Annotated in this window: 16 protein-coding genes; 11 read left to right on the forward strand and 5 right to left on the reverse strand. The window is 71.9% G+C overall.

Features of this window, described 5'->3' with window-relative positions:
* Window positions 1–412 precede the first annotated feature (412 nt).
* Window positions 413–1,039, reverse strand: coding sequence for a class I SAM-dependent methyltransferase (locus tag OGH68_RS34590; protein ID WP_264249468.1), 627 nt, complete (start codon window positions 1,037–1,039; stop codon window positions 413–415).
* Between the two features lie 434 nt (window positions 1,040–1,473).
* On the opposite strand from OGH68_RS34590, the gene OGH68_RS34595 reads away from it, so the two are divergent.
* The 5 genes from OGH68_RS34595 to OGH68_RS34615 all read left to right on the forward strand — a co-directional run bounded on the left by OGH68_RS34595 (window position 1,474) and on the right by OGH68_RS34615 (window position 6,329).
* The gene (locus OGH68_RS34595) at window positions 1,474–1,878 is read left to right on the forward strand and encodes a roadblock/LC7 domain-containing protein (RefSeq protein WP_264249470.1); all 405 of its coding nucleotides are present in this window, start codon (window positions 1,474–1,476) and stop codon (window positions 1,876–1,878) included.
* Window positions 1,879–1,986: 108 nt separating this feature from the next.
* A complete protein-coding gene (locus OGH68_RS34600) occupies window positions 1,987–3,009 on the forward strand; it encodes a DUF6397 family protein (protein ID WP_264249471.1) in 1,023 nt (340 codons plus the stop codon).
* Between the two features lie 146 nt (window positions 3,010–3,155).
* The gene (tdh, locus tag OGH68_RS34605; RefSeq protein ID WP_264249472.1) at window positions 3,156–4,184 is read left to right on the forward strand and encodes an L-threonine 3-dehydrogenase; all 1,029 of its coding nucleotides are present in this window, start codon (window positions 3,156–3,158) and stop codon (window positions 4,182–4,184) included.
* 40 nt (window positions 4,185–4,224) lie between these two features.
* Window positions 4,225–5,418: a glycine C-acetyltransferase gene (locus tag OGH68_RS34610; RefSeq protein ID WP_264249474.1), complete on the forward strand. Its 1,194-nt coding sequence runs from the start codon at window positions 4,225–4,227 to the stop codon at window positions 5,416–5,418.
* Window positions 5,415–6,329, forward strand: a complete 915-nt coding sequence (locus tag OGH68_RS34615; RefSeq protein WP_264249476.1) for a LysR family transcriptional regulator — start codon at window positions 5,415–5,417, stop codon at window positions 6,327–6,329. The genes OGH68_RS34610 and OGH68_RS34615 overlap by 4 nt, the downstream gene beginning before the upstream one ends.
* A gap of 210 nt (window positions 6,330–6,539) precedes the next feature.
* Here the strand turns inward: OGH68_RS34615 and OGH68_RS34620 are convergent, their stop codons facing one another.
* Window positions 6,540–7,049, reverse strand: coding sequence for an SRPBCC family protein (locus OGH68_RS34620; protein WP_264249477.1), 510 nt, complete (start codon window positions 7,047–7,049; stop codon window positions 6,540–6,542).
* 254 nt (window positions 7,050–7,303) lie between these two features.
* On the opposite strand from OGH68_RS34620, the gene OGH68_RS34625 reads away from it, so the two are divergent.
* Together OGH68_RS34625 and OGH68_RS34630 are read left to right on the forward strand one after the other, a co-directional pair.
* A complete protein-coding gene (locus OGH68_RS34625) occupies window positions 7,304–7,666 on the forward strand; it encodes a hypothetical protein (protein WP_264249479.1) in 363 nt (120 codons plus the stop codon).
* Window positions 7,667–7,848: 182 nt separating this feature from the next.
* Entirely contained in the window at window positions 7,849–8,160 is a 312-nt protein-coding gene (locus OGH68_RS34630; RefSeq protein WP_264249480.1) for a UBP-type zinc finger domain-containing protein, read from the forward strand.
* A 60-nt stretch (window positions 8,161–8,220) separates the two neighbouring features.
* Here OGH68_RS34630 and OGH68_RS34635 read toward each other — a convergent pair whose 3' ends face one another.
* Window positions 8,221–9,495 carry a ricin-type beta-trefoil lectin domain protein gene (locus OGH68_RS34635; protein WP_264249482.1) on the reverse strand — a complete coding sequence of 425 codons (1,275 nt, stop codon included), beginning with the start codon at window positions 9,493–9,495 and terminating at the stop codon, window positions 8,221–8,223.
* Window positions 9,496–9,745: 250 nt separating this feature from the next.
* Between OGH68_RS34635 and OGH68_RS34640 the strand changes: the two genes are divergently transcribed.
* On the forward strand, window positions 9,746–10,978 hold the full coding sequence (locus tag OGH68_RS34640) for an MFS transporter (protein ID WP_264249483.1): 1,233 nt from the start codon (window positions 9,746–9,748) through the stop codon (window positions 10,976–10,978).
* Between the two features lie 695 nt (window positions 10,979–11,673).
* On the opposite strand, the gene secD is transcribed toward OGH68_RS34640, so the two are convergent.
* A complete protein-coding gene (gene secD / locus OGH68_RS34645) occupies window positions 11,674–13,989 on the reverse strand; it encodes a protein translocase subunit SecD (RefSeq protein WP_264249485.1) in 2,316 nt (771 codons plus the stop codon).
* Window positions 13,990–14,117: 128 nt separating this feature from the next.
* Window positions 14,118–14,525: a hypothetical protein gene (locus OGH68_RS34650; RefSeq protein ID WP_264249486.1), complete on the reverse strand. Its 408-nt coding sequence runs from the start codon at window positions 14,523–14,525 to the stop codon at window positions 14,118–14,120.
* A 276-nt stretch (window positions 14,526–14,801) separates the two neighbouring features.
* Between OGH68_RS34650 and OGH68_RS34655 the strand changes: the two genes are divergently transcribed.
* From OGH68_RS34655 to OGH68_RS34665, 3 genes are all read left to right on the forward strand, one after another.
* Window positions 14,802–15,662: a transporter substrate-binding domain-containing protein gene (locus OGH68_RS34655; protein WP_413471067.1), complete on the forward strand. Its 861-nt coding sequence runs from the start codon at window positions 14,802–14,804 to the stop codon at window positions 15,660–15,662.
* Window positions 15,659–16,459: an amino acid ABC transporter permease gene (locus OGH68_RS34660; RefSeq protein ID WP_264249487.1), complete on the forward strand. Its 801-nt coding sequence runs from the start codon at window positions 15,659–15,661 to the stop codon at window positions 16,457–16,459. The genes OGH68_RS34655 and OGH68_RS34660 overlap by 4 nt, the downstream gene beginning before the upstream one ends.
* Window positions 16,460–16,563: 104 nt before the next feature.
* Window positions 16,564–17,367, forward strand: a complete 804-nt coding sequence (locus tag OGH68_RS34665; protein WP_264249488.1) for an amino acid ABC transporter ATP-binding protein — start codon at window positions 16,564–16,566, stop codon at window positions 17,365–17,367.
* Window positions 17,368–17,418 lie beyond the last annotated feature (51 nt).

Below are 17,418 nucleotides of genomic sequence, written 5' to 3' on the forward strand. Positions count from 1 at the left end.
GCACCGCGGGCAGCAGTGGTATCGCGTCGTTCACCGAGTAGGGGGTTCGTCCACGATGGCGGCTTCGGCCGGGTGCTGGAGCGGGTCGGCCCTCTCTGTGCGGTCATCATGCGGCTCGCCGGCCCTCTCGCCCTGCACCGCAGCGCCACCGGCTTCGTCCGGGCACGCGGCCCACCATGCGCCGGATCCTGTTGGAGCGCGCGGGGGACCGCACAGTCTCCAGGAGGAGCACAGCGGCGACCTGCCCTGCCACGACGAGCTGGTCACCCACGGGTACGGGTGGTGACGGTCCGGGGCGCCGGGCGCAACGTCATGTTCGACAACCCCGACGCTTTCACAGCGGCCTCGCTCCGCGCTGATCAGGCGTCTGTGCGGCCCGCGCCGATCCGCGCTCGGCTCGGCCACGAGCCGTTCACGCTTCGGCGGCGCTCTCCTGCCGTACGGCCAGCGCCAGGAACCGGTCGTCCTCGTCGGCGTAGGAGGTCAGCCGCCAGCCCGAACGGGACAGAAGCGGACGCAGGTTGGGCTCGGCCCGCAGATCGTCCGGGGTGACCTGCCGCCCCTGGCGCGTGGCGAGAGCGGCCCGGCCGACCGGATGGAACAGCGCCAGCAGCCCGCCGGGCCGCACCACCCGGGCCAGCTCCCGCAGGTTCTCCGCCGGTTGCGGCAGATGGGAGATCAGTCCGGCGCCGAAGACCGCGTCAAGGGAACCGCCGCGCAGCGGCAGCCGGGCCACATCGGCGAGCATCAGCAGGCCGCTGCGGTCACGTCCGGCCCGCCGGGCGGCGTCCAGCATCTCGGGCGTGAGATCGGCACCGAGGACCGTACCGGACGGGCCCACGGCCGCACGAAGCGGTTCGAGGGCGCGTCCCGTGCCGCAACCGGCGTCGAGCACGGCGTCACCGGCGCGCAGCCCCATCTCGCCGACGGCGGCGGCATAGGCGGGGTCGTCGTCGGGAAAGCGGCTGTCCCAGGCCGCGGCCCGGGCTCCGAAGAACTCCCGCACCCGGCTGTGGTCGTTCGTACGATCGTCGGCCATGGGCCCCATGATCCGTCATCCGGGCCCGGTGCGTCATGCCGCCCGTGCGCGGTCCCGGTGCCGACGCCGGAATGCCCGACGCGTGATGCCTGCCGCCGGGCCACCGCCGTGCCGCGGCACGCGGTCGGGTTCCGCCGGAGCGACGCGGCCGATGGACTCCCAGACCCCGACAGCGCCGGCGGGACACCACCGCACCGCCCTCGTGCTGAAGATCCTGGCCGCGTCGGCGTCGGCGAGACCACTCTTGTCGGCGCGGTCAGCGAGACCCGGCCGCTGCGGACCGGCCTGTCCACACGACCCGCATGCTCGACTCCTGCGGACCGCCGTACTGACGGGGCTGCCCGGGGCACCTTGCCGTGCGCCGCCGCGTGCGAAAGGCTGACCGGGCGAACGCGAGGCCACGGGGAACGGAACAGCGGGGAGGACGATCGACCATGGCGTTGGACAAGGGACTCGACTGGCTGCTGGACGACCTGACGGAACGGGTCGAACACATCAGGCACGCACTCGTGCTCTCCAACGACGGCCTGGTGACCGGCGCGAGTTCGGGCCTCGCACGTGAGGACGCGGAACATCTCGCCGCCGTCTCCTCCGGTCTGCACTCCCTCGCGAGGGGGTCGGGCCGCCACTTCCGGGCGGGCAGGGCACGCCAGACGATGATCGAGTTCGACGACGCGCTGCTGTTCGTGACGGCCGCGGGGGAGGGCAGCTGCCTGTGCGTCCTCAGCGACGCCGAGGCCGACATAGGCCAGGTCGCCTACGAGATGACGCTCATGGTCAACCGGGTGGGAGAACACCTCGCGGTCGACGCGCGCCAGCCGGACGGCAGTCCCTTCTGACACGTTTGAACAGCGCCGGGACGAGTTGTCCACAGGCCGCGGCGGGATGTCCCCGCTTCGGGCTACGGTCGTCACCGAGAGTATTCACAGCTCACGGGGGAGACCGGCATGACGGTACGGCAGGCAGCGACCACCAGTCTGGCACTCGGCCGGGCGGCACAGGAACTGGGGCTGCGACGCGGCGAATTCGCACTCGCCGTCCAGCTGGGACGGGTGCGCGCGCTGCCGGACGGACGCGGCGGAACACCGCGCTTCGACCGGCGGGAGATCGAACGGCTCCGGGACAGGCAGGGCTTCCCGGAGTCACTCCGGGAGCGGGTGCGGACCGTCGGTACGGCGGACGGCGCGGCCCTCGCCTCGATCAGCCAGGGCAGGTTTTTCAACCTCGCCCGTACGGGCCACCTCACACCGGTCCGTTTCTACGTCAACCGCTACCACGCCGTGGTGTGGCAATACCTCGCGGAAGAGGTGCGGGACTTCGCTCGTCACCACCCGGCGCTGCTGACCGGCGTGGCGCCGCCGCAGGTCCGTGCCGCGCTGGCGGCGGGGGAGGACCGCCGCCCGCGGAACTGGCGGGGACGCCGGCTCGGGCAACTGCTGCGCCTCGGCAATGACCCCTGGGGGCGGGCCGCGGCGATCGCGGCCATGCTCGATCCTGTGACGATCGCCGAGGTCGTCCGCGATCCCTACGAGCGTTCCCGTCTGCGTGTGCTCCGCCCGGAGCTCGTGCCGGCCAGGCCGAAGTCGCCCGCCGGACAGGAGATCGTGGAGCGGCTGCGGCAGGCCGACGACCCGGACGAGATCCTGTGGCATCGGACGAGCCTCGCCCATGCGTTGCGGCAGGCGCGCGAGGAGTCCCCGGCCCCGCGTCCCGCACCCGGGCACCGGCCACAGTCCACGGCAGCCGGCCCCGCCCGGCACCACCCGCCGGGGCGCCGGCGGGGACCGAAGGCACCCGATCCCACGGCACGGCCGTCCGGGGCACGCCTCTCCACGGCAGGCGCCTCCAGGGCCCGGGTGCCCGCCGCGACCGGGCGGGAGGCGCCTTCGCCGACGGCACCGGCCCCGTCGCGGAGGAGGGCACCGAGCCTGTTCGGGCGGCTGTGGCGGCGACGGGCGGCGCGGGCATGAAGCTGCGCTGTTGGCCCGCTTAAGAAAACCTCGATGGACGTGACGCTCCGAGCTGGGCAAATTGGAGCCCGTCCACTGACCGGGGCCGTATTTTCGATATCCGGTCACCGTGAACCGTCCGTCCCCCCATGCCTGGAGCCGCATCGATGAAGGCACTTGTCAAGCAGCATGCCGAGCCAGGGCTGTGGCTCATGGACGTCCCCGAGCCGGAGACCGGTCCCGGGGATGTGCTCATCAAGGTGCTGCGCACCGGCATCTGCGGCACCGACCTGCACATCAGGTCGTGGGACGGCTGGGCCCGGCAGGCCGTTGCCACGCCCCGGGTCCTCGGCCACGAGTTCGTGGGCGAGGTCGCCGCGGTCGGCGCGGACGTGAACGACATCGCGGTCGGCGACGTCGTCAGCGGCGAGGGCCACCTGGTGTGCGGCAAGTGCCGCAACTGCCTGGCCGGCCGCCGGCACCTGTGCCGCAGCACCATCGGCCTCGGCGTCGGGCGCGACGGGGCGTTCGCCGAGTACGTGGCACTGCCCGCGTCCAACGTGTGGGTGCACCGCACGCAGGTGGACCTCGATGTCGCCGCGATCTTCGACCCCTTCGGCAACGCCGTGCACACCGCCCTCTCCTTCCCCCTCGTCGGTGAGGACGTCCTGATCACCGGCGCCGGGCCCATCGGGATAATGGCCGCGGCCGTCGCCCGGCACGCCGGCGCGCGCAACGTCGTCATCACCGACGTCAGCGAGTCCCGGCTCGAGCTCGCCCGCAAGGTCGGAGCGACCCTCGCGGTCAACGTCGCCGAGACCGACATCGCGGCGGCGCAGCGACAGCTCGGTCTCAAGGAGGGCTTCGACATCGGCCTGGAGATGTCCGGCCGCCCGGAGGCCGTGCGCGACATGCTGGACAACATGACGCACGGCGGCCGCATCGCGATGCTCGGCCTGCCCGCGCAGGAGTTCGCCGTCGACTGGTCGAAGGTCGTCACGTCGATGATCACCATCAAGGGCATCTATGGCCGCGAGATGTTCGAGACCTGGTACGCCATGACGGTCCTGCTCGAGGGCGGCCTCGATCTCAGCCCCGTGATCACCGGCAGCTACGGCTACCAGGACTTCGACGCGGCCTTCGACGAGGCCGCCACCGCCCGCAGCGGCAAGATCATCCTCGACTGGACCGTCTGACGGTCCCGCGCCCCGCGCCCACGCACCCAGGAGAAGCCTCATGTACGCGTCCGTCCGCGACGACCTCCGCGCCACGATCGACGAGATCCGCGACGCCGGTCTCTACAAGCCCGAGCGGGTCATCGGCACCCCGCAGAGCGCCTCCGTCGCCGTCACCGCCGGCGGAGCCCCCGGTGACGTCCTCAACTTCTGCGCCAACAACTACCTCGGCCTCGCCGATCACCCGGAGGTCGTCGCCGCCGCCAAGGACGCGCTCGACCGCTGGGGCTACGGCATGGCGTCCGTCCGCTTCATCTGCGGCACCCAGGAGATCCACAAGGAGCTCGAGCAGCGCCTGGCCGCCTTCCTCGGCCAGGAGGACACGATCCTCTACTCCTCCTGCTTCGACGCCAACGGCGGCGTGTTCGAGACCCTGCTCGGCCCCGAGGACGCGGTCATCTCCGACGCCCTCAACCACGCCTCCATCATCGACGGCATCCGCCTGTCCAAGGCCCGTCGCCACCGCTACGCCAACCGCGACCTCGCCGACCTCGAGCAGCAGCTGAAGGACACACAGGACGCCCGCCGCCGGCTGATCGTCACCGACGGCGTCTTCTCCATGGACGGCTACGTCGCCCCGCTCGCCGAGATCTGCGACCTCGCCGACCGTTACGACGCCATGGTCATGGTCGACGACTCGCACGCCGTCGGCTTCGTCGGCCCCGGCGGCCGCGGCACGCCAGAACTGCACGGTGTGATGGACCGCGTCGACATCATCACCGGCACCCTCGGCAAGGCACTCGGCGGCGCCTCCGGCGGATACGTGGCCGCCCGCGCCGAGATCGTCGAGCTGCTGCGCCAGCGCTCCAGGCCGTATCTGTTCTCGAACTCCCTGGCCCCGGTCATCGCCGCCGCGTCCCTCAAGGTGCTCGACCTGCTCGAGTCCGCCGGCGACCTGCGGGAGAAGCTCGCCGCCAACACCAAGCTCTTCCGCACCGAGATGGCGGCGGCCGGCTTCGAGATCCTTCCCGGCGACCACGCCATCGCCCCCGTCATGATCGGCGACGCCGCCGAAGCCGGACGCATGGCGGAACTGCTGCTGGAGCGCGGCGTGTACGTGATCGGCTTCTCGTACCCGGTCGTCCCCATGGGCCAGGCGCGGATCCGGGTCCAGCTGTCCGCCGCACACTCGACGCAGGACGTGAAGCGGGCGGTGGCGGCCTTCGTCGACGCACGCGCGACAATGGCCGGGTGATCGACCCCCGACGGCTGCGCATCCTGCGGGCCGTGGCGGACCACCGTACGGTGACCGCCGCGGCCTCCGCGCTCTACCTGACCCCCTCGGCCGTCTCCCAGCAGCTCAACGCGCTGGAGCAGGAGACCGGCCACGCCCTGCTGATCCGCAGCGGAAAGGGCATGCGGCTGACGGCGGCCGGTGAAATCCTGCTCACCCACACCCACGCCGTCCTGGCGCAACTGGAGCGGGCAGAGGCGGAACTCGCCGCGTACGCGGACGGCGCGGCCGGAGAGGTGAGCGTCGCCGCGTTCGCCACCGGTATCGCCGAGGTCGTGGCCCCGGCCATGATCCGGCTGGCGCAGGCACGCCCCGGGATCCGCGTACGCGTGCGGGACGCGGAGGGCGACGAGAGCCTGCCCCTGGTGCTCGACGGGGAGGCGGATCTCGCCGTCGCGGTGGAGTACCGGGGCGCACCCGGCGCCGACGACCGGCGGCTCGCCCGCGTGCCGCTGTACTCGGAACCGTTCGACGCGGTCCTGCGCGCCGACCATCCGCTCGCCGCGAAGGAGCGCGTGGCGCTGGCCGAGTTCCACGACAGCGACTGGATCGGCCCGTACCCGGGCAACCCCTGCCACGACATGGTGCTGCTGGCCTGCGAGCTGGCCGGGTTCGAGCCGCGGCTCGTGCACTCCTCCGACGACTTCCGCGCCGTCGTCGCCCTCGCCGGAGCGGGGGCCGGGGTCGCCCTCGTGCCCCGCTCCGCCCTGCGCGGCATGGAACTGCGCGACACGGTGGTGCGCCCCGTCGCGGGCCCGGCCGCCACGCGCCGCGTGTTCGCCGCGGTGCGGCGCGGTGCGGAGACCCACCCGCTGATCCGCCCGGTCCTCGACACCCTGGCCGGGACGGCCCGGGGCCTCACCACCGGCTGACCCGCCCCCGGGGGCCGCCGCCGGCCTGCCCGGCGTCCTCGGCGACCGGCATCCACCCGGACCGGTATCCGCCCGGACCCGGACCCGGACCGACTGGGACCCGGTCCCGGACCCGGACCCGGGCCCCCGCCTTCGCGCCCGGCACCGGCGTACCGGCGGCCGCCGCGGAGTCGGCGACGCGGCGCCCCGGGTCCGTCCCTCCTGAGGACGTCAGGCGGGCTCCGACTCCATCGCCTGCTTCAGGTTGTCCAGCGTCCTGCGGATGTTGCGGCGCTGGAAGTCGGCGAAGGTGTGACCCCGGGTCGCCGCCTTGTCGAACGCGTTGGCGACGCAGTCCGGCCACGCCCGACGGTCGTCGATCCAGGTCTCCGTCACTCTCGTCCCGCCGCCGACGGCCGGTTGGAGGCGGTACTCCCAGGTCGCGATGCGGCCCGGCAGCACGGGACGCCGCCTGCCGATGGCCCGCACCCGGAACGCGAACCGCTCGCCGGGATCCGCCGCGGTGACCGTGCAGCGCGTGGTCCAGGTGAACGGCCCCCGGGTGTTGCGTCCGTCGAAGACCATTCCCACATAGGCCCTCTCACGGCCGTCGTGCACGATGGCGCCGCGGTTCTCGGGGCTCCACCGCCCCATCAGCGCAGGGTTGCTGACCTGCGCGTAGATCGTCGAGGGAGCGGCGTCGATCACGACGCTGTCCGAGACGCTGAATATCCGGGCCATGCGTACGACTCCGATCACCGTGGGCGCCTGACGCTACCGCGCCTCGCGCGGCCGCCGGGCCGAGGGGCACCTTCTGCGGCGCATGCGACACCGGCCGGGGCGGCGCCCGGCCGCGGCGGCGGCCGTGTGCCGGACATGCCGGTCCGGGCGTCTTCGACCGAGTCTGTCGTGGCGCTTCGCCCGCCTGCCGTGCGGGCAGCTTCAATACGGCCAAACCTCTCATAAGTCATAAGGCGCGTGATCGGAGAAGCGCGATGCTCGTCCATGCAGTCGACCGGGGGATCCTGGTCGTCATCGTCCGCGTCGACATCGACATCAGCAGCCGGGCGTACGCGGTGCAGGACATCGCGCGCCTCGTCCGTTCCCATCTGCCGCTGCCCGTGGTCCTCTTGCTCGCCGCGCCGGTGGTCGGTGCCGCGACGCTCAGTGCGGTGCTGAGGGTCCACCGGCTGTGCAGCGGTCTGCAGGTGCCTTTGGCGGTCGTCACGCCCAGCGGCGCGGCGCGGCGCATCCTCCGGGCGAGCGCCGATTCCACCCCCCACTTTCCGCTGGGCGTCTTCGCCACTGCCGAGAGCGCCCTCGCGACCTGTGCCACGGCCCACGACGCATCGGCGTGAGATGACAGCGGTGCCCAGGGGCGGCAGCCTGGAAGAGCATGAGGAGGCCTCGCCAGGAGGCCTCCTCCGACGGCCGTGGGACCCGGCGGGCCGGTCGGGGGCCGTGGGCGGGATCGGACCGGTCGGGTCGGCGGGGGCGGTCACCGGTCATGTGCTGTCACCGGGCGCCGAAGGAGGCCGATATGACGACCAGTGAGAAGGCGGGCCCGGTCTGCGGGCATCTCGACCAGGTCCGTGACGTCAGCCCTGACAGTCCCGACAGCTGCCCCGAGTGCGTCGCCCAGGGTGATGGCTGGGTCCATCTGCGGGAGTGCCAGACCTGCGGGCATGTCGGCTGTTGCGATTCCTCGCAGAACAGGCATGCCTCCGCCCATCACGCCGTCACGGGACACCCGGTCATCCGCTTCTACGAACCGGGTGAGGGCTGGTGGTGGTGCTACCCGGACCAGGTGGCGTTCGAGGTCGAAGGGGCGCTGCCGCCCCGCTCGGCCTGACCGCCCGGCCCACGACGAGCGGCGGGACGGCCTGGGGAAGGCGCCGGCCGTCCGGTCGGGTCATCTCGTCACCGTCCACTTCTGGTTGGCGGTCCCGGCGCAGGTCCACAGCTGGAGCCGGGTCCCGTTGGCCGAGCTGTTCCCGGTGGCGTCCAGGCACTTGTTCGCCTGGGGGTTGACGATGTCGCGGGCGGCGTTGGCGTCCCAGCGCTGGGCCGCACTGCCGTTGCAGTCCCAGAGCTGGACGAGTGTGCCGTCGGCGGTGCCGCCGGAGGCGGCGTCGAGGCACTTGCCGAGCGCCTTGATCGTGCCGTCGCCGCCGACGCTCCAGCGCTGCGCGGCGGTGCCGTTGCAGTCCCAGAGCTGTACGGGCGTGCCGTTGGCGGTGTTCGCGCCCGCCACGTCCACGCACTTGCCGCCGGTACCCGTGATCGGACCGCCCGTCGTCGGAGTGTCACCGGTGGTGACCCGGACGTGGTCGACGACGAGCTGCTGCGGGAAGACCGTGCTGCCGTCGGGGTCGCCGGGCCAGTAACCGCCGACCGCCAGGTTGAGAATGAGGAAGAACGGCTTGTCGAACACCCACTGCCGGCCGTCGAGGTCGGCTGGTGTGCGGGTCTGGTACACGTTGCCGTCCACCGACCAGGTCACCTTGTTCGGTGACCAGTCGACGGCGAAGGTGTGGAAGGCGTCGGCGAAGGCCTGACCGCCGGGCAGCGTGTAGCCCGCGCCGATGCCGCCCGAGCCCGAGTAGCCGGGACCGTGCAGAGTGCCGTGGACGGTGGACGGCTCGAAGCCGACGTTCTCCATGACGTCGATCTCGCCGGAGGCGGGCCAGCCGACCTGCCCGATGTCGTTGCCGAGCATCCAGAACGCGGGCCACATGCCCTGGCCGCGCGGCACCTTCATCCTGGCCTCCACGTGCCCGTAGGTCGTGGTGAACCGGCCCGCGGTGTTCAGCCGCGCCGAGGTGTACTCACAACGGCCGTACCAGCACTGGTAGTTGCCGGGGTTCTCCCGGCGGGCCGTGATGACCAGATGGCCCTGTCCGTCGAGCGCGGCGTTGCGGTTGCCGGCCGTGTAGTACTGCCGCTCGTGGTTGTTGACGTTGTCGCCGGTCTCGATCTGCCATTTGCCGCCGTCGACGGCGGAGCCGGCCGGCCCGTCGAAGTCGTCGGAGAACGTCACGGCGGCCGCTTCGGCCGCCGGCTGCACGGCGTCGGGGGCGGTCTGCGGCCCGGGGGCGCCGTCGGCCACGCCGGTACCGAGAGCGGCGAGGGCCATTGCGGACACGGCGGCCGCAAGCAGGCGGCGGGGGAAGCGCGGGGAGTCCATGACTCTCCCTTCCGGAGTGTGGGGGGCGAGGAAGGGGCTCTGTCAGGGATATGACAGGTAGGTTAGTTCATCACGTGATTTAAGAAGTGAACTAACCCACTGTCAAGGGCTTGGTACGGACCTGTCTCCCTCCGGAGGTGAGGGACGGTGAGCGCAGGGCTCGTGAAAAGCGGCGCGCTTGCAATCAAATGCGTCTGCAACTATTGTCGACGCACGTAAGGTGCACTCGCAATTCTCTGAAAGGTCTTCCATGCCTCTCGCCCTGCTGGCTCTGGCGGTCGGTGCCTTCGGCATCGGCACCACCGAGTTCGTGATCATGGGGCTGCTGCCTGAGGTCGCGGCCGACTTCGGGGTGTCGATCCCCACCTCCGGTCTGCTGGTGACCGGCTACGCCCTCGGTGTGGTGGTCGGTGCCCCGCTGATGACCGCGCTGGGCACGAAGGTGTCCCGCAAGCGGATGCTGATGCTGCTGATGGGCCTGTTCGTGCTCGGCAACGTCGTGTCGGCCCTGGCGCCCGGCTTCGGCATGATGCTCACCGGCCGCATCGTGGCCTCACTGGCCCACGGCGCGTTCTTCGGCATCGGCTCAGTGGTGGCCGCGGACCTCGTCGCCCCCGACAAGAAGGCCGGGGCCATCGCGATGATGTTCACCGGTCTGACGGTCGCCAACGTCGTCGGTGTCCCCGGCGGCACCCTCATCGGCCAGTCCGTCGGCTGGCGCACCACCTTCATGATCGTCGCGCTGCTCGGCGTGATCGGCTTGGCCGGCATCGCGCGGCTAGTGCCCGACATGCCCAGGCCCCAGGGAGTAAGGCTGCGGGACGAGGTGGCCGCGTTCAAGAATGCCCAGGTACTGCTGGCGATGGCGATGACCGTCCTCGGCTTCGGCGGCGTGTTCGCCGCGATCACCTACATCGCCCCGATGATGACCGGGGTCGCCGGCTTCGCCGACACCTCCGTCACCTGGCTGCTGGTCCTCTTCGGTGCCGGCATGGTCGGCGGCAACCTGATCGGCGGCAAGTACGCCGACAAGCACCTGATGCCCCTGCTCTACATCACCCTGTCCGCTCTCGCCCTGGTCCTCGGCCTGTTCACGCTGACCGCGCACCACAAGGTCGCGGCCGCCGTCTCGATCGTGCTGATCGGTGCGCTCGGCTTCGCGACCGTGCCTCCACTGCAGAAGCGTGTCCTGGACCAGGCCCACGGCGCCCCGACCCTGGCCTCCGCCGTCAACATCGGAGCCTTCAACCTCGGCAACGCGCTGTCCGCGTGGCTCGGCGGCATGGTGATCGCGGCCGGGATGGGGCTGACCGCCCCCAACTGGGTCGGCGCCCTTCTCGCGGCGGCCGCCCTGGTGCTGGCCGTCCTGTCCGCCGCTCTCGAACGCCGCGAGGCCCGGCCCGGCAGCCGTGTCGTCACCGGCTCCACGGCCGCGGCGACCACGGCGGAGGCAGCGGCCCCCGCCACCGCGGCCCACCACTGACCCCCGCCACCCGGAACGCCCACCGGGATCCCGCGCCTCGGCACCGCCGCACCACCGATCGACCAGAACCCGCCCCCGGCACCGCCGGAACACCGCACCAGGAGAGACCCGTGAGCATCACCACCACCGTTCCTGAAGACTGAGCAGGCGTTAGTCCGTTCAGCCGCACACCCCGAACGGTCTTGGGCGCACTGGTCCCCGGCGTACTCGACCCCTGGGCGGCGACACGCATCGCGTGCGTGGTCCGATCCAAGGAGGCCAGTTCCCTCACGACCTGGCCAAGTGGGTACGGACAGAGGGCGACGGAGAGGCCCCAAACGTTCTCTCTGGAGGAGAGGGGGCTCCGCACGCTGGCTCCGTTCCCGGCGTCCCAGATCGCAAGATCACGTTAACCCGATCAGCCCAGGGCACCGCAAGCCCGCACCCGGACCATCACACGATCGAGCGGACTTGACCTTGTACGCACTCCCCGGTGAGCAGTTACCACCCCCGCCCCACTGACCGTCCACGACGCGGAAGCCCTGGTCGAGGGCGTCCGCGCCGCCGCCGCGGTCGCCGCGCTGGAGCGGGGCGCGGCCGCCTGAGCGGGCCCCGCGCACGGACCGCCGCATCCGCATCCGCATCCGCAGTCGCCGCCGTCGCCGCAGCATCCGCTGCCGCGACGGCGGCGGCCCGCGTGGCTCCGCCGCCGGGTCTCAGACCACGGCGCCCGACCGCTCCCGATCCCGCTCCTTCGCCTGCTTACCGCTCCGGGAGTCGCGTTCCTCCGGATACCGGGACTGGAGCACCAGTGCCACGGGCATCGCGGTGAAGACCGTCGAGGCCATGCCCAGCACCACCCCCGCGAGCAGGGCGACGGAGAAGTCGGTCAGCGAATCACCGCCCAGGACGGCCAGCGCGACCAGGACGAACAGCGCCCCCATACCCGTGTTGACCGTACGCGGCAGGGTCTGTGCGACGGCCCGGTCGGCCAGGTCTCCCAGCGGGATCGAGCCGCCGGTCCGTCGCAGCTCGCGCAGCCGGTCGAGCACCACGACCGTGTCGTTGACGGAGTAACCGACGACGGTCAGCAGCGCCGCGAGGAAGACGCTGTCCACCGGCTTGCCGAGCCAGGCGAACAGACCCACGACCAGGAGCACGTCCTGCGCCATCGCGACGACGGCGGCCGTGGCGAACGTCCAGCGGAAGCGCACCGACAGATACAGCAGCTGTGCGGCGACGGCGACGCTCAACGCGATGAGGGCGTACCTGCGCAGTTCGCTGCCGAGGCTGGGCCCGATGAGGTCGTCCCGCTCGACGGTCACCTTCCCCGCGACGCCGTCGAGCGCCTCACGGATGCGCTCCTGCTGGGCGTCTCCGCGCTCCTTCGTACGTACGGAGATTCCGTTGCCGTCGGTGGACTGCACGACGGCGTCGGGGAAACCGGCGGAGACGACGGCCCGGCGGGCGGTGTCCGCGTCGACGGACCGCTCCGCCGCGTACTGCACGACCCGTCCGCCGGTGAACTCCACCCCGAACTCCAGCCCGCGCACCCCGATCCCGGCGACCGCGAGCAGCAGCAGCCCCGAGCAGATCCCCAGCCAGCGGCGCCGGTGCCGCATCAGCCGCGGCGTCCGCCGGGTGAGCCGGGCCCGCAGCCGCCCTGTCCCCGACATACCGGTCAGGGCCGGGCGGCGACGGACGAACGGCACGCGTACCGCCCACTCCGCGAGCAGCCGGGTGATCACCATGGCCGACACCATGGACGCCAGCACACCGATGGCCAGGGTCACGCCGAAGCCCTTCACCGGCCCCGTGGCGAAGACGAAGAGCAGCCCAGCCGCCAGCAACGTGGTGATGTTCGAGTCGGCCACCGCGCTCCAGGCCTTGGAGAAACCGGTGCGCAACGGACGCCTGAGGTCGCGCGGAGGGGTACCGCGCCGGCCCGTGGGCCGGTTGTACTCCTCTCTCGCGCGTTCGAAGACCAGCACGTTGGCGTCCACGGCGATCCCGATCGCCAGCACGAACCCGGCGAGCCCCGGCAGGGTGAGCGTCGCGCCGAGGGCGACGACGGCGGCGTACGAGATCAGCCCGTACAGCGCGAGCGCCACCGTGGCCAGCAGACCGAGCAACCGGTAGACGACGATGATGAACGCGCCGGTGCACACGAGTCCGATGAGCGCGGCCGCAGCGCTGGCCCGGATGGCCTCCGCGCCCAGCGTCGGGCCCACCGTGCTCTGTTCGACGGTCGTCACGGGCACGGGCAGCGCGCCGCCCTTCACCAGGGTGGCCAGATCGCGCGCCTCTTCGGCGGAGAAGCCGCCGGTGATCTGTGCGGAGCCGCCGGTGATGCCCGCACCGCAGGGAACGCCGCTCTGCATGCCCGGTGCCGACACCACCTGGTCGTCGAGCACGATCGCGACCCTGCGCGCGGGCTCCTCGGGCGCCGCGCAGGCGGCCTCGCCCGTGATCTTCGCCCACTGCTGCCCGGCGTCGCCCCGGAAGGAGAGGTCGACGGTCCAGCCGCGGCCGGTCTGTGTGTCGAGCACCGCCTCCGCGTCGTCGACACCGTCGCCGGTGAGGGCCGGCGGGCCGAGCCGCAGGAACCGGCCGGGAGCGTCGGGGTCGGCCAGGACACGGGTGCCGTCCTTCGCGGGGCCGCTCGCAGGCCCCGAGGAGGACGCGGTGACCGGGTGGAAGGTGAGTTGCGCGGTCCGGCCGATGACCTCGGCGGCCTCACGCGGGTCCTGAAGGCCGGGCAGTTCGACGATGATGCGCCGCTCACCGGAGCGCGCGAGCGAGGGCTCGGTGACCCCGAGGCCGTCGATACGCCGGCGCAGCACCTCCATCGCCCGGTCGGTGGCGGCCGAATCGGCCCGCACGGTGGGGGAGTCCCGGGTCTCGAGGACGATACGGGTCCCGCCCCGCAGGTCGAGGCCGAGCCGGGCAGGTGTGGTGAGGGCGACGTACAGGGACACGGCGACGACGGCGAGCGCGATCAGCGCCCGCCAGAACGTTGCTCGAGATGACATGGGGGCTCCACGGGGCAGCACGCAGGCGCGCCCGGCGCCTGCGGTTCAAGGACGCAAGGGGAAAGGCGCGTCGCGCGTGGGCTGTCTGCGGGCATGCCGCAGCACCGGCCGGCGGACGCCTGGGAACGTCAGCTGTGCCGCGTGGAGGGAGGGCCGCGGGTGTGCCGCGGGTCGTACGGGCCGGACGGCGGCGCCCGCTCCTGGCAGGGACCGGCCGGCTCGGCACCGTGCGGGGGCTCGAGGTACGGGGCGGCGCCCTCACCGGGCAGGGCCGGCGGAGCGCCGGGCGGCCGCGCACTGTTCTCGGCGGCGGCCGGTTGACGGACCGTCTCGGCGGGCCGTGACCGGGGCCCGCCGTCCGTGATGCGCTGAGCCGCCGCGAGAGGCGGCGGGGCGGCGGCGGGCGCCACCGCGATCGGTACGGCGGAGGGCTGCGCCCCCGGTCCCGTACCGGTGAGGACGAGGAACACGGACCAGACACCGAACAGCGCTGCCGGAAGCGCGGTCGCGAGGGCGAGCCGTACCCGTCCGCCCATGCCGCCCCTCCTCGCCGGTCGCCGGACCCCGCCCGGATGTGTGCCGCGCCCAGCCTAGGCGAGCCGAACAGGCCCGCGGGCACCGGCCGGTGGGGCCGGACGAAGAGTCCCGTGTCCGGGAGGCCGGTGCACCGGAGGGACGTGGCCGCCCCTGGGGCAGCCGAGCCGGCCGTCCGAGGAGTGGAACACCTGGTGGACAGCTCCGTCACACCATGCGCCCCGTGGCTTACCATCTCGGCGGGCGGTCGCGGACTGCGGCCTCCCGTCCCCCCACCCATGGAGGTCATCGTGTTCGGGACGGCCAGCGGCCACCGCACCCACCGCAGCAGTTTCCGCGTCCGCGCCACCGCCGGCGTGGTGGCTGCCGGGATGTTCCTCGCCGTCGGATGCTCCTCCTCGGACGACGGGCCCGGAACGGCGGCGGGCGGTGTCCCCGTGGTGGAGAAGGGCAAGCTGACCACCTGCACCCACCTTCCCTACCCGCCCTTCCAGTTCGAGCGGGACGGCAAGGTCGTCGGGTTCGACGTCGCCCTGATCGATCTCGTGGCGAAGAACCTCGAGGTGGAGCAGAAGATCCTCGACACCCCCTTCGAGAACTTCAAGACCGGTGCGTTCCTCAACTCCGGCGAGTGCGATCTGGCCGCCGCCGGAATGACGATCACCGACGAGCGCAAGAAGAACGTGGACTTCTCCGTCCCCTACTTCGACGCCACCCAGGCGCTGCTGGCCACCAAGAAGAGCGGCGTGACGTCGCTGGACGACATCAAGTCCAAGAACAAGAAGCTGGGCGCGCAGGCCGAGACGACCGGCGAGAGCTACGCCGTGAAGCAGGGCTTCGACCCCGTCGCCTTCGAGAGCTCGGACGCCGTCCTGAACGGGCTGCGCACCGGCCAGGTCGACGCGGTCGTCATCGACTACCCGGTCGTCCAGGGCTGGCTGAAGGACAAGGCCAACGCCGAGCGGTTCGTCATCGGGGAGAACATCGAGACCGGTGAGCAGTACGGCTTCTCGGTCAAGAAGGGCAACGACAAGCTGCGGGCCGCCATCGACAAGGCGATCAAGGACGCCCGCGCCGACGGCACGTACGACAAGCTCTACAAGCAGTGGATCGGCCCGCTGCCCGAGGCGCGCTCGTGACCTCACGGCTCACCCGCCGCCAGCGGAAGCGGGTTTCGCAGGCCGTCCAGTACGCGATCTTCGTGGCGGTCCTGGTCGTGATCGGCCTCAAGGCCGACTGGGACCGTCTGCAGAACCAGTTCGCGCAGAAGGACCTCGTCTCCGAACTGTTCCCGGACATCATCACCACCGCGCTGCGCAACACGGTCGTCTACACCGTGTCCGGCTTCCTCTTCGGGCTGGTCCTGGGCCTGGTCATCGCGTTGATGCGGCTGTCGTCGGTCGCCCCCTACCGGTGGGTGGCGAGCGTCTACATCGAGATCTTCCGTGGCCTGCCGGCGCTGCTGATCTTCATCTTCGTCGGTGTGGCCGTGCCGCTGGCCTTCCCCGGCACGGAGATCCCCGGCGGCACCTACGGCAAGGTCGCCCTCGGCCTCGGGCTGGTCGCCGCCGCCTACATGGCGGAGACGATCCGGGCAGGCATCCAGGCGGTGCCCAAGGGGCAGATGGAGGCGGCCCGCTCGCTCGGCTTCTCGCACGCCAGGGCCATGGTGTCCGTCGTCATCCCGCAGGCGTTCCGCATCGTCATCCCGCCGCTCACCAACGAACTGGTCCTGCTCTTCAAGGACTCGTCACTGGTGCTGTTCCTCGGGGTGACCCTCCAGGAGCGCGAGCTGACCAAGTTCGGCAGGGACCTGGCGAGTCAGACCGCCAACTCCACGCCGATCCTCGTGGCCGGGCTCTGCTACCTCCTGGTGACCGTGCCCCTCAGCTTCGTGGTGCGCCGCCTCGAGGCCCGCGCCGACAAGGCCAGGTGACGGCTGGAATGCGTATCGGGCCAAGGTCGTCGGAAAACGTGAACGACAGCGGCAGCGGCGTCGCGCGGGACATGAGCGGCACGAACGGCAGGAGCAGCGGGAGCATGGACAGCACCGATCGCCCGGAGATCGAGATCCGGGGCCTCCACAAGGCGTTCGGCGACAACCAGGTGCTGCGCGGCATCGACCTCGACATCGCCAGGGGCGAGGTGGTGTGCGTCATCGGCCCCTCGGGCTCGGGCAAGTCGACGCTCCTGCGGTGTGTGAACCTGCTGGAGGAGCCGACCGCCGGCCAGGTGTTCGTCGGCGGTACGGAGGTGACGGACCTCGATGTCGACATCGACGCGGTGCGCCGCCGGATCGGCATGGTCTTCCAGCAGTTCAACCTCTTCCCCCACGTCAGCGTCACCGAGAACCTGACCCTGCCGCAGCGGCGGGTGCTGGGCCGGGGCAAGGAGCAGGCCGCCGAGGTGGCGAGGCGGAACCTGGAACGCGTCGGTCTGTCGGACAAGGCCGGCGCCTATCCGTCGCAGCTCTCCGGCGGTCAGCAGCAGCGGGTGGCGATCGCCCGGGCGCTGAGCATGGGCCCGGAGGTGATGCTCTTCGACGAGCCGACCTCCGCGCTCGACCCGGAACTGGTGGGCGACGTCCTCTCGGTCATGCGGCAGCTGGCGGCCGAGGGCATGACGATGATGGTCGTCACCCACGAGATGAGCTTCGCCAGGGAGGTCGCCGACCGGGTCGTGTTCATGGACGGCGGAGTGATCGTCGAGGAAGGGCCCGCCGAGCAGGTCGTGGGCGACCCGCAGCAGCCGCGCACCCGGGACTTCCTGATGCGCATCCTCGACCCGGCCGCCGCCGAGCCGCCGCACGGCGCGGAGCCCCCGGGTCCGGCCAAGGAGCTGTGACGGCTCCCCGAGGGGCGCCCCGGCCGGGAGGGGGCGCCCCGGCCGGGGCTG

Source organism: Streptomyces peucetius, from assembly GCF_025854275.1.
Classification (GTDB): domain Bacteria; phylum Actinomycetota; class Actinomycetes; order Streptomycetales; family Streptomycetaceae; genus Streptomyces; species Streptomyces peucetius_A.

Bases quoted from the DNA above. Each gene is read 5' to 3' on its own strand.
- OGH68_RS34590 (WP_264249468.1), bottom strand. From the start codon at position 1,039: ATGGCCGACGATCGTACGAACGACCACAGCCGGGTGCGGGAGTTCTTC.
- OGH68_RS34595 (WP_264249470.1), top strand. From the start codon at position 1,474: ATGGCGTTGGACAAGGGACTCGACTGGCTGCTGGACGACCTGACGGAA.
- OGH68_RS34600 (WP_264249471.1), top strand. From the start codon at position 1,987: ATGACGGTACGGCAGGCAGCGACCACCAGTCTGGCACTCGGCCGGGCG.
- tdh (WP_264249472.1), top strand. From the start codon at position 3,156: ATGAAGGCACTTGTCAAGCAGCATGCCGAGCCAGGGCTGTGGCTCATG.
- OGH68_RS34610 (WP_264249474.1), top strand. From the start codon at position 4,225: ATGTACGCGTCCGTCCGCGACGACCTCCGCGCCACGATCGACGAGATC.
- OGH68_RS34620 (WP_264249477.1), bottom strand. From the start codon at position 7,049: ATGGCCCGGATATTCAGCGTCTCGGACAGCGTCGTGATCGACGCCGCT.
- OGH68_RS34625 (WP_264249479.1), top strand. From the start codon at position 7,304: ATGCTCGTCCATGCAGTCGACCGGGGGATCCTGGTCGTCATCGTCCGC.
- OGH68_RS34630 (WP_264249480.1), top strand. From the start codon at position 7,849: ATGACGACCAGTGAGAAGGCGGGCCCGGTCTGCGGGCATCTCGACCAG.
- OGH68_RS34635 (WP_264249482.1), bottom strand. From the start codon at position 9,495: ATGGACTCCCCGCGCTTCCCCCGCCGCCTGCTTGCGGCCGCCGTGTCC.
- OGH68_RS34640 (WP_264249483.1), top strand. From the start codon at position 9,746: ATGCCTCTCGCCCTGCTGGCTCTGGCGGTCGGTGCCTTCGGCATCGGC.
- secD (WP_264249485.1), bottom strand. From the start codon at position 13,989: ATGTCATCTCGAGCAACGTTCTGGCGGGCGCTGATCGCGCTCGCCGTC.
- OGH68_RS34650 (WP_264249486.1), bottom strand. From the start codon at position 14,525: ATGGGCGGACGGGTACGGCTCGCCCTCGCGACCGCGCTTCCGGCAGCG.
- OGH68_RS34655 (WP_413471067.1), top strand. From the start codon at position 14,802: ATGGAGGTCATCGTGTTCGGGACGGCCAGCGGCCACCGCACCCACCGC.
- OGH68_RS34665 (WP_264249488.1), top strand. From the start codon at position 16,564: ATGGACAGCACCGATCGCCCGGAGATCGAGATCCGGGGCCTCCACAAG.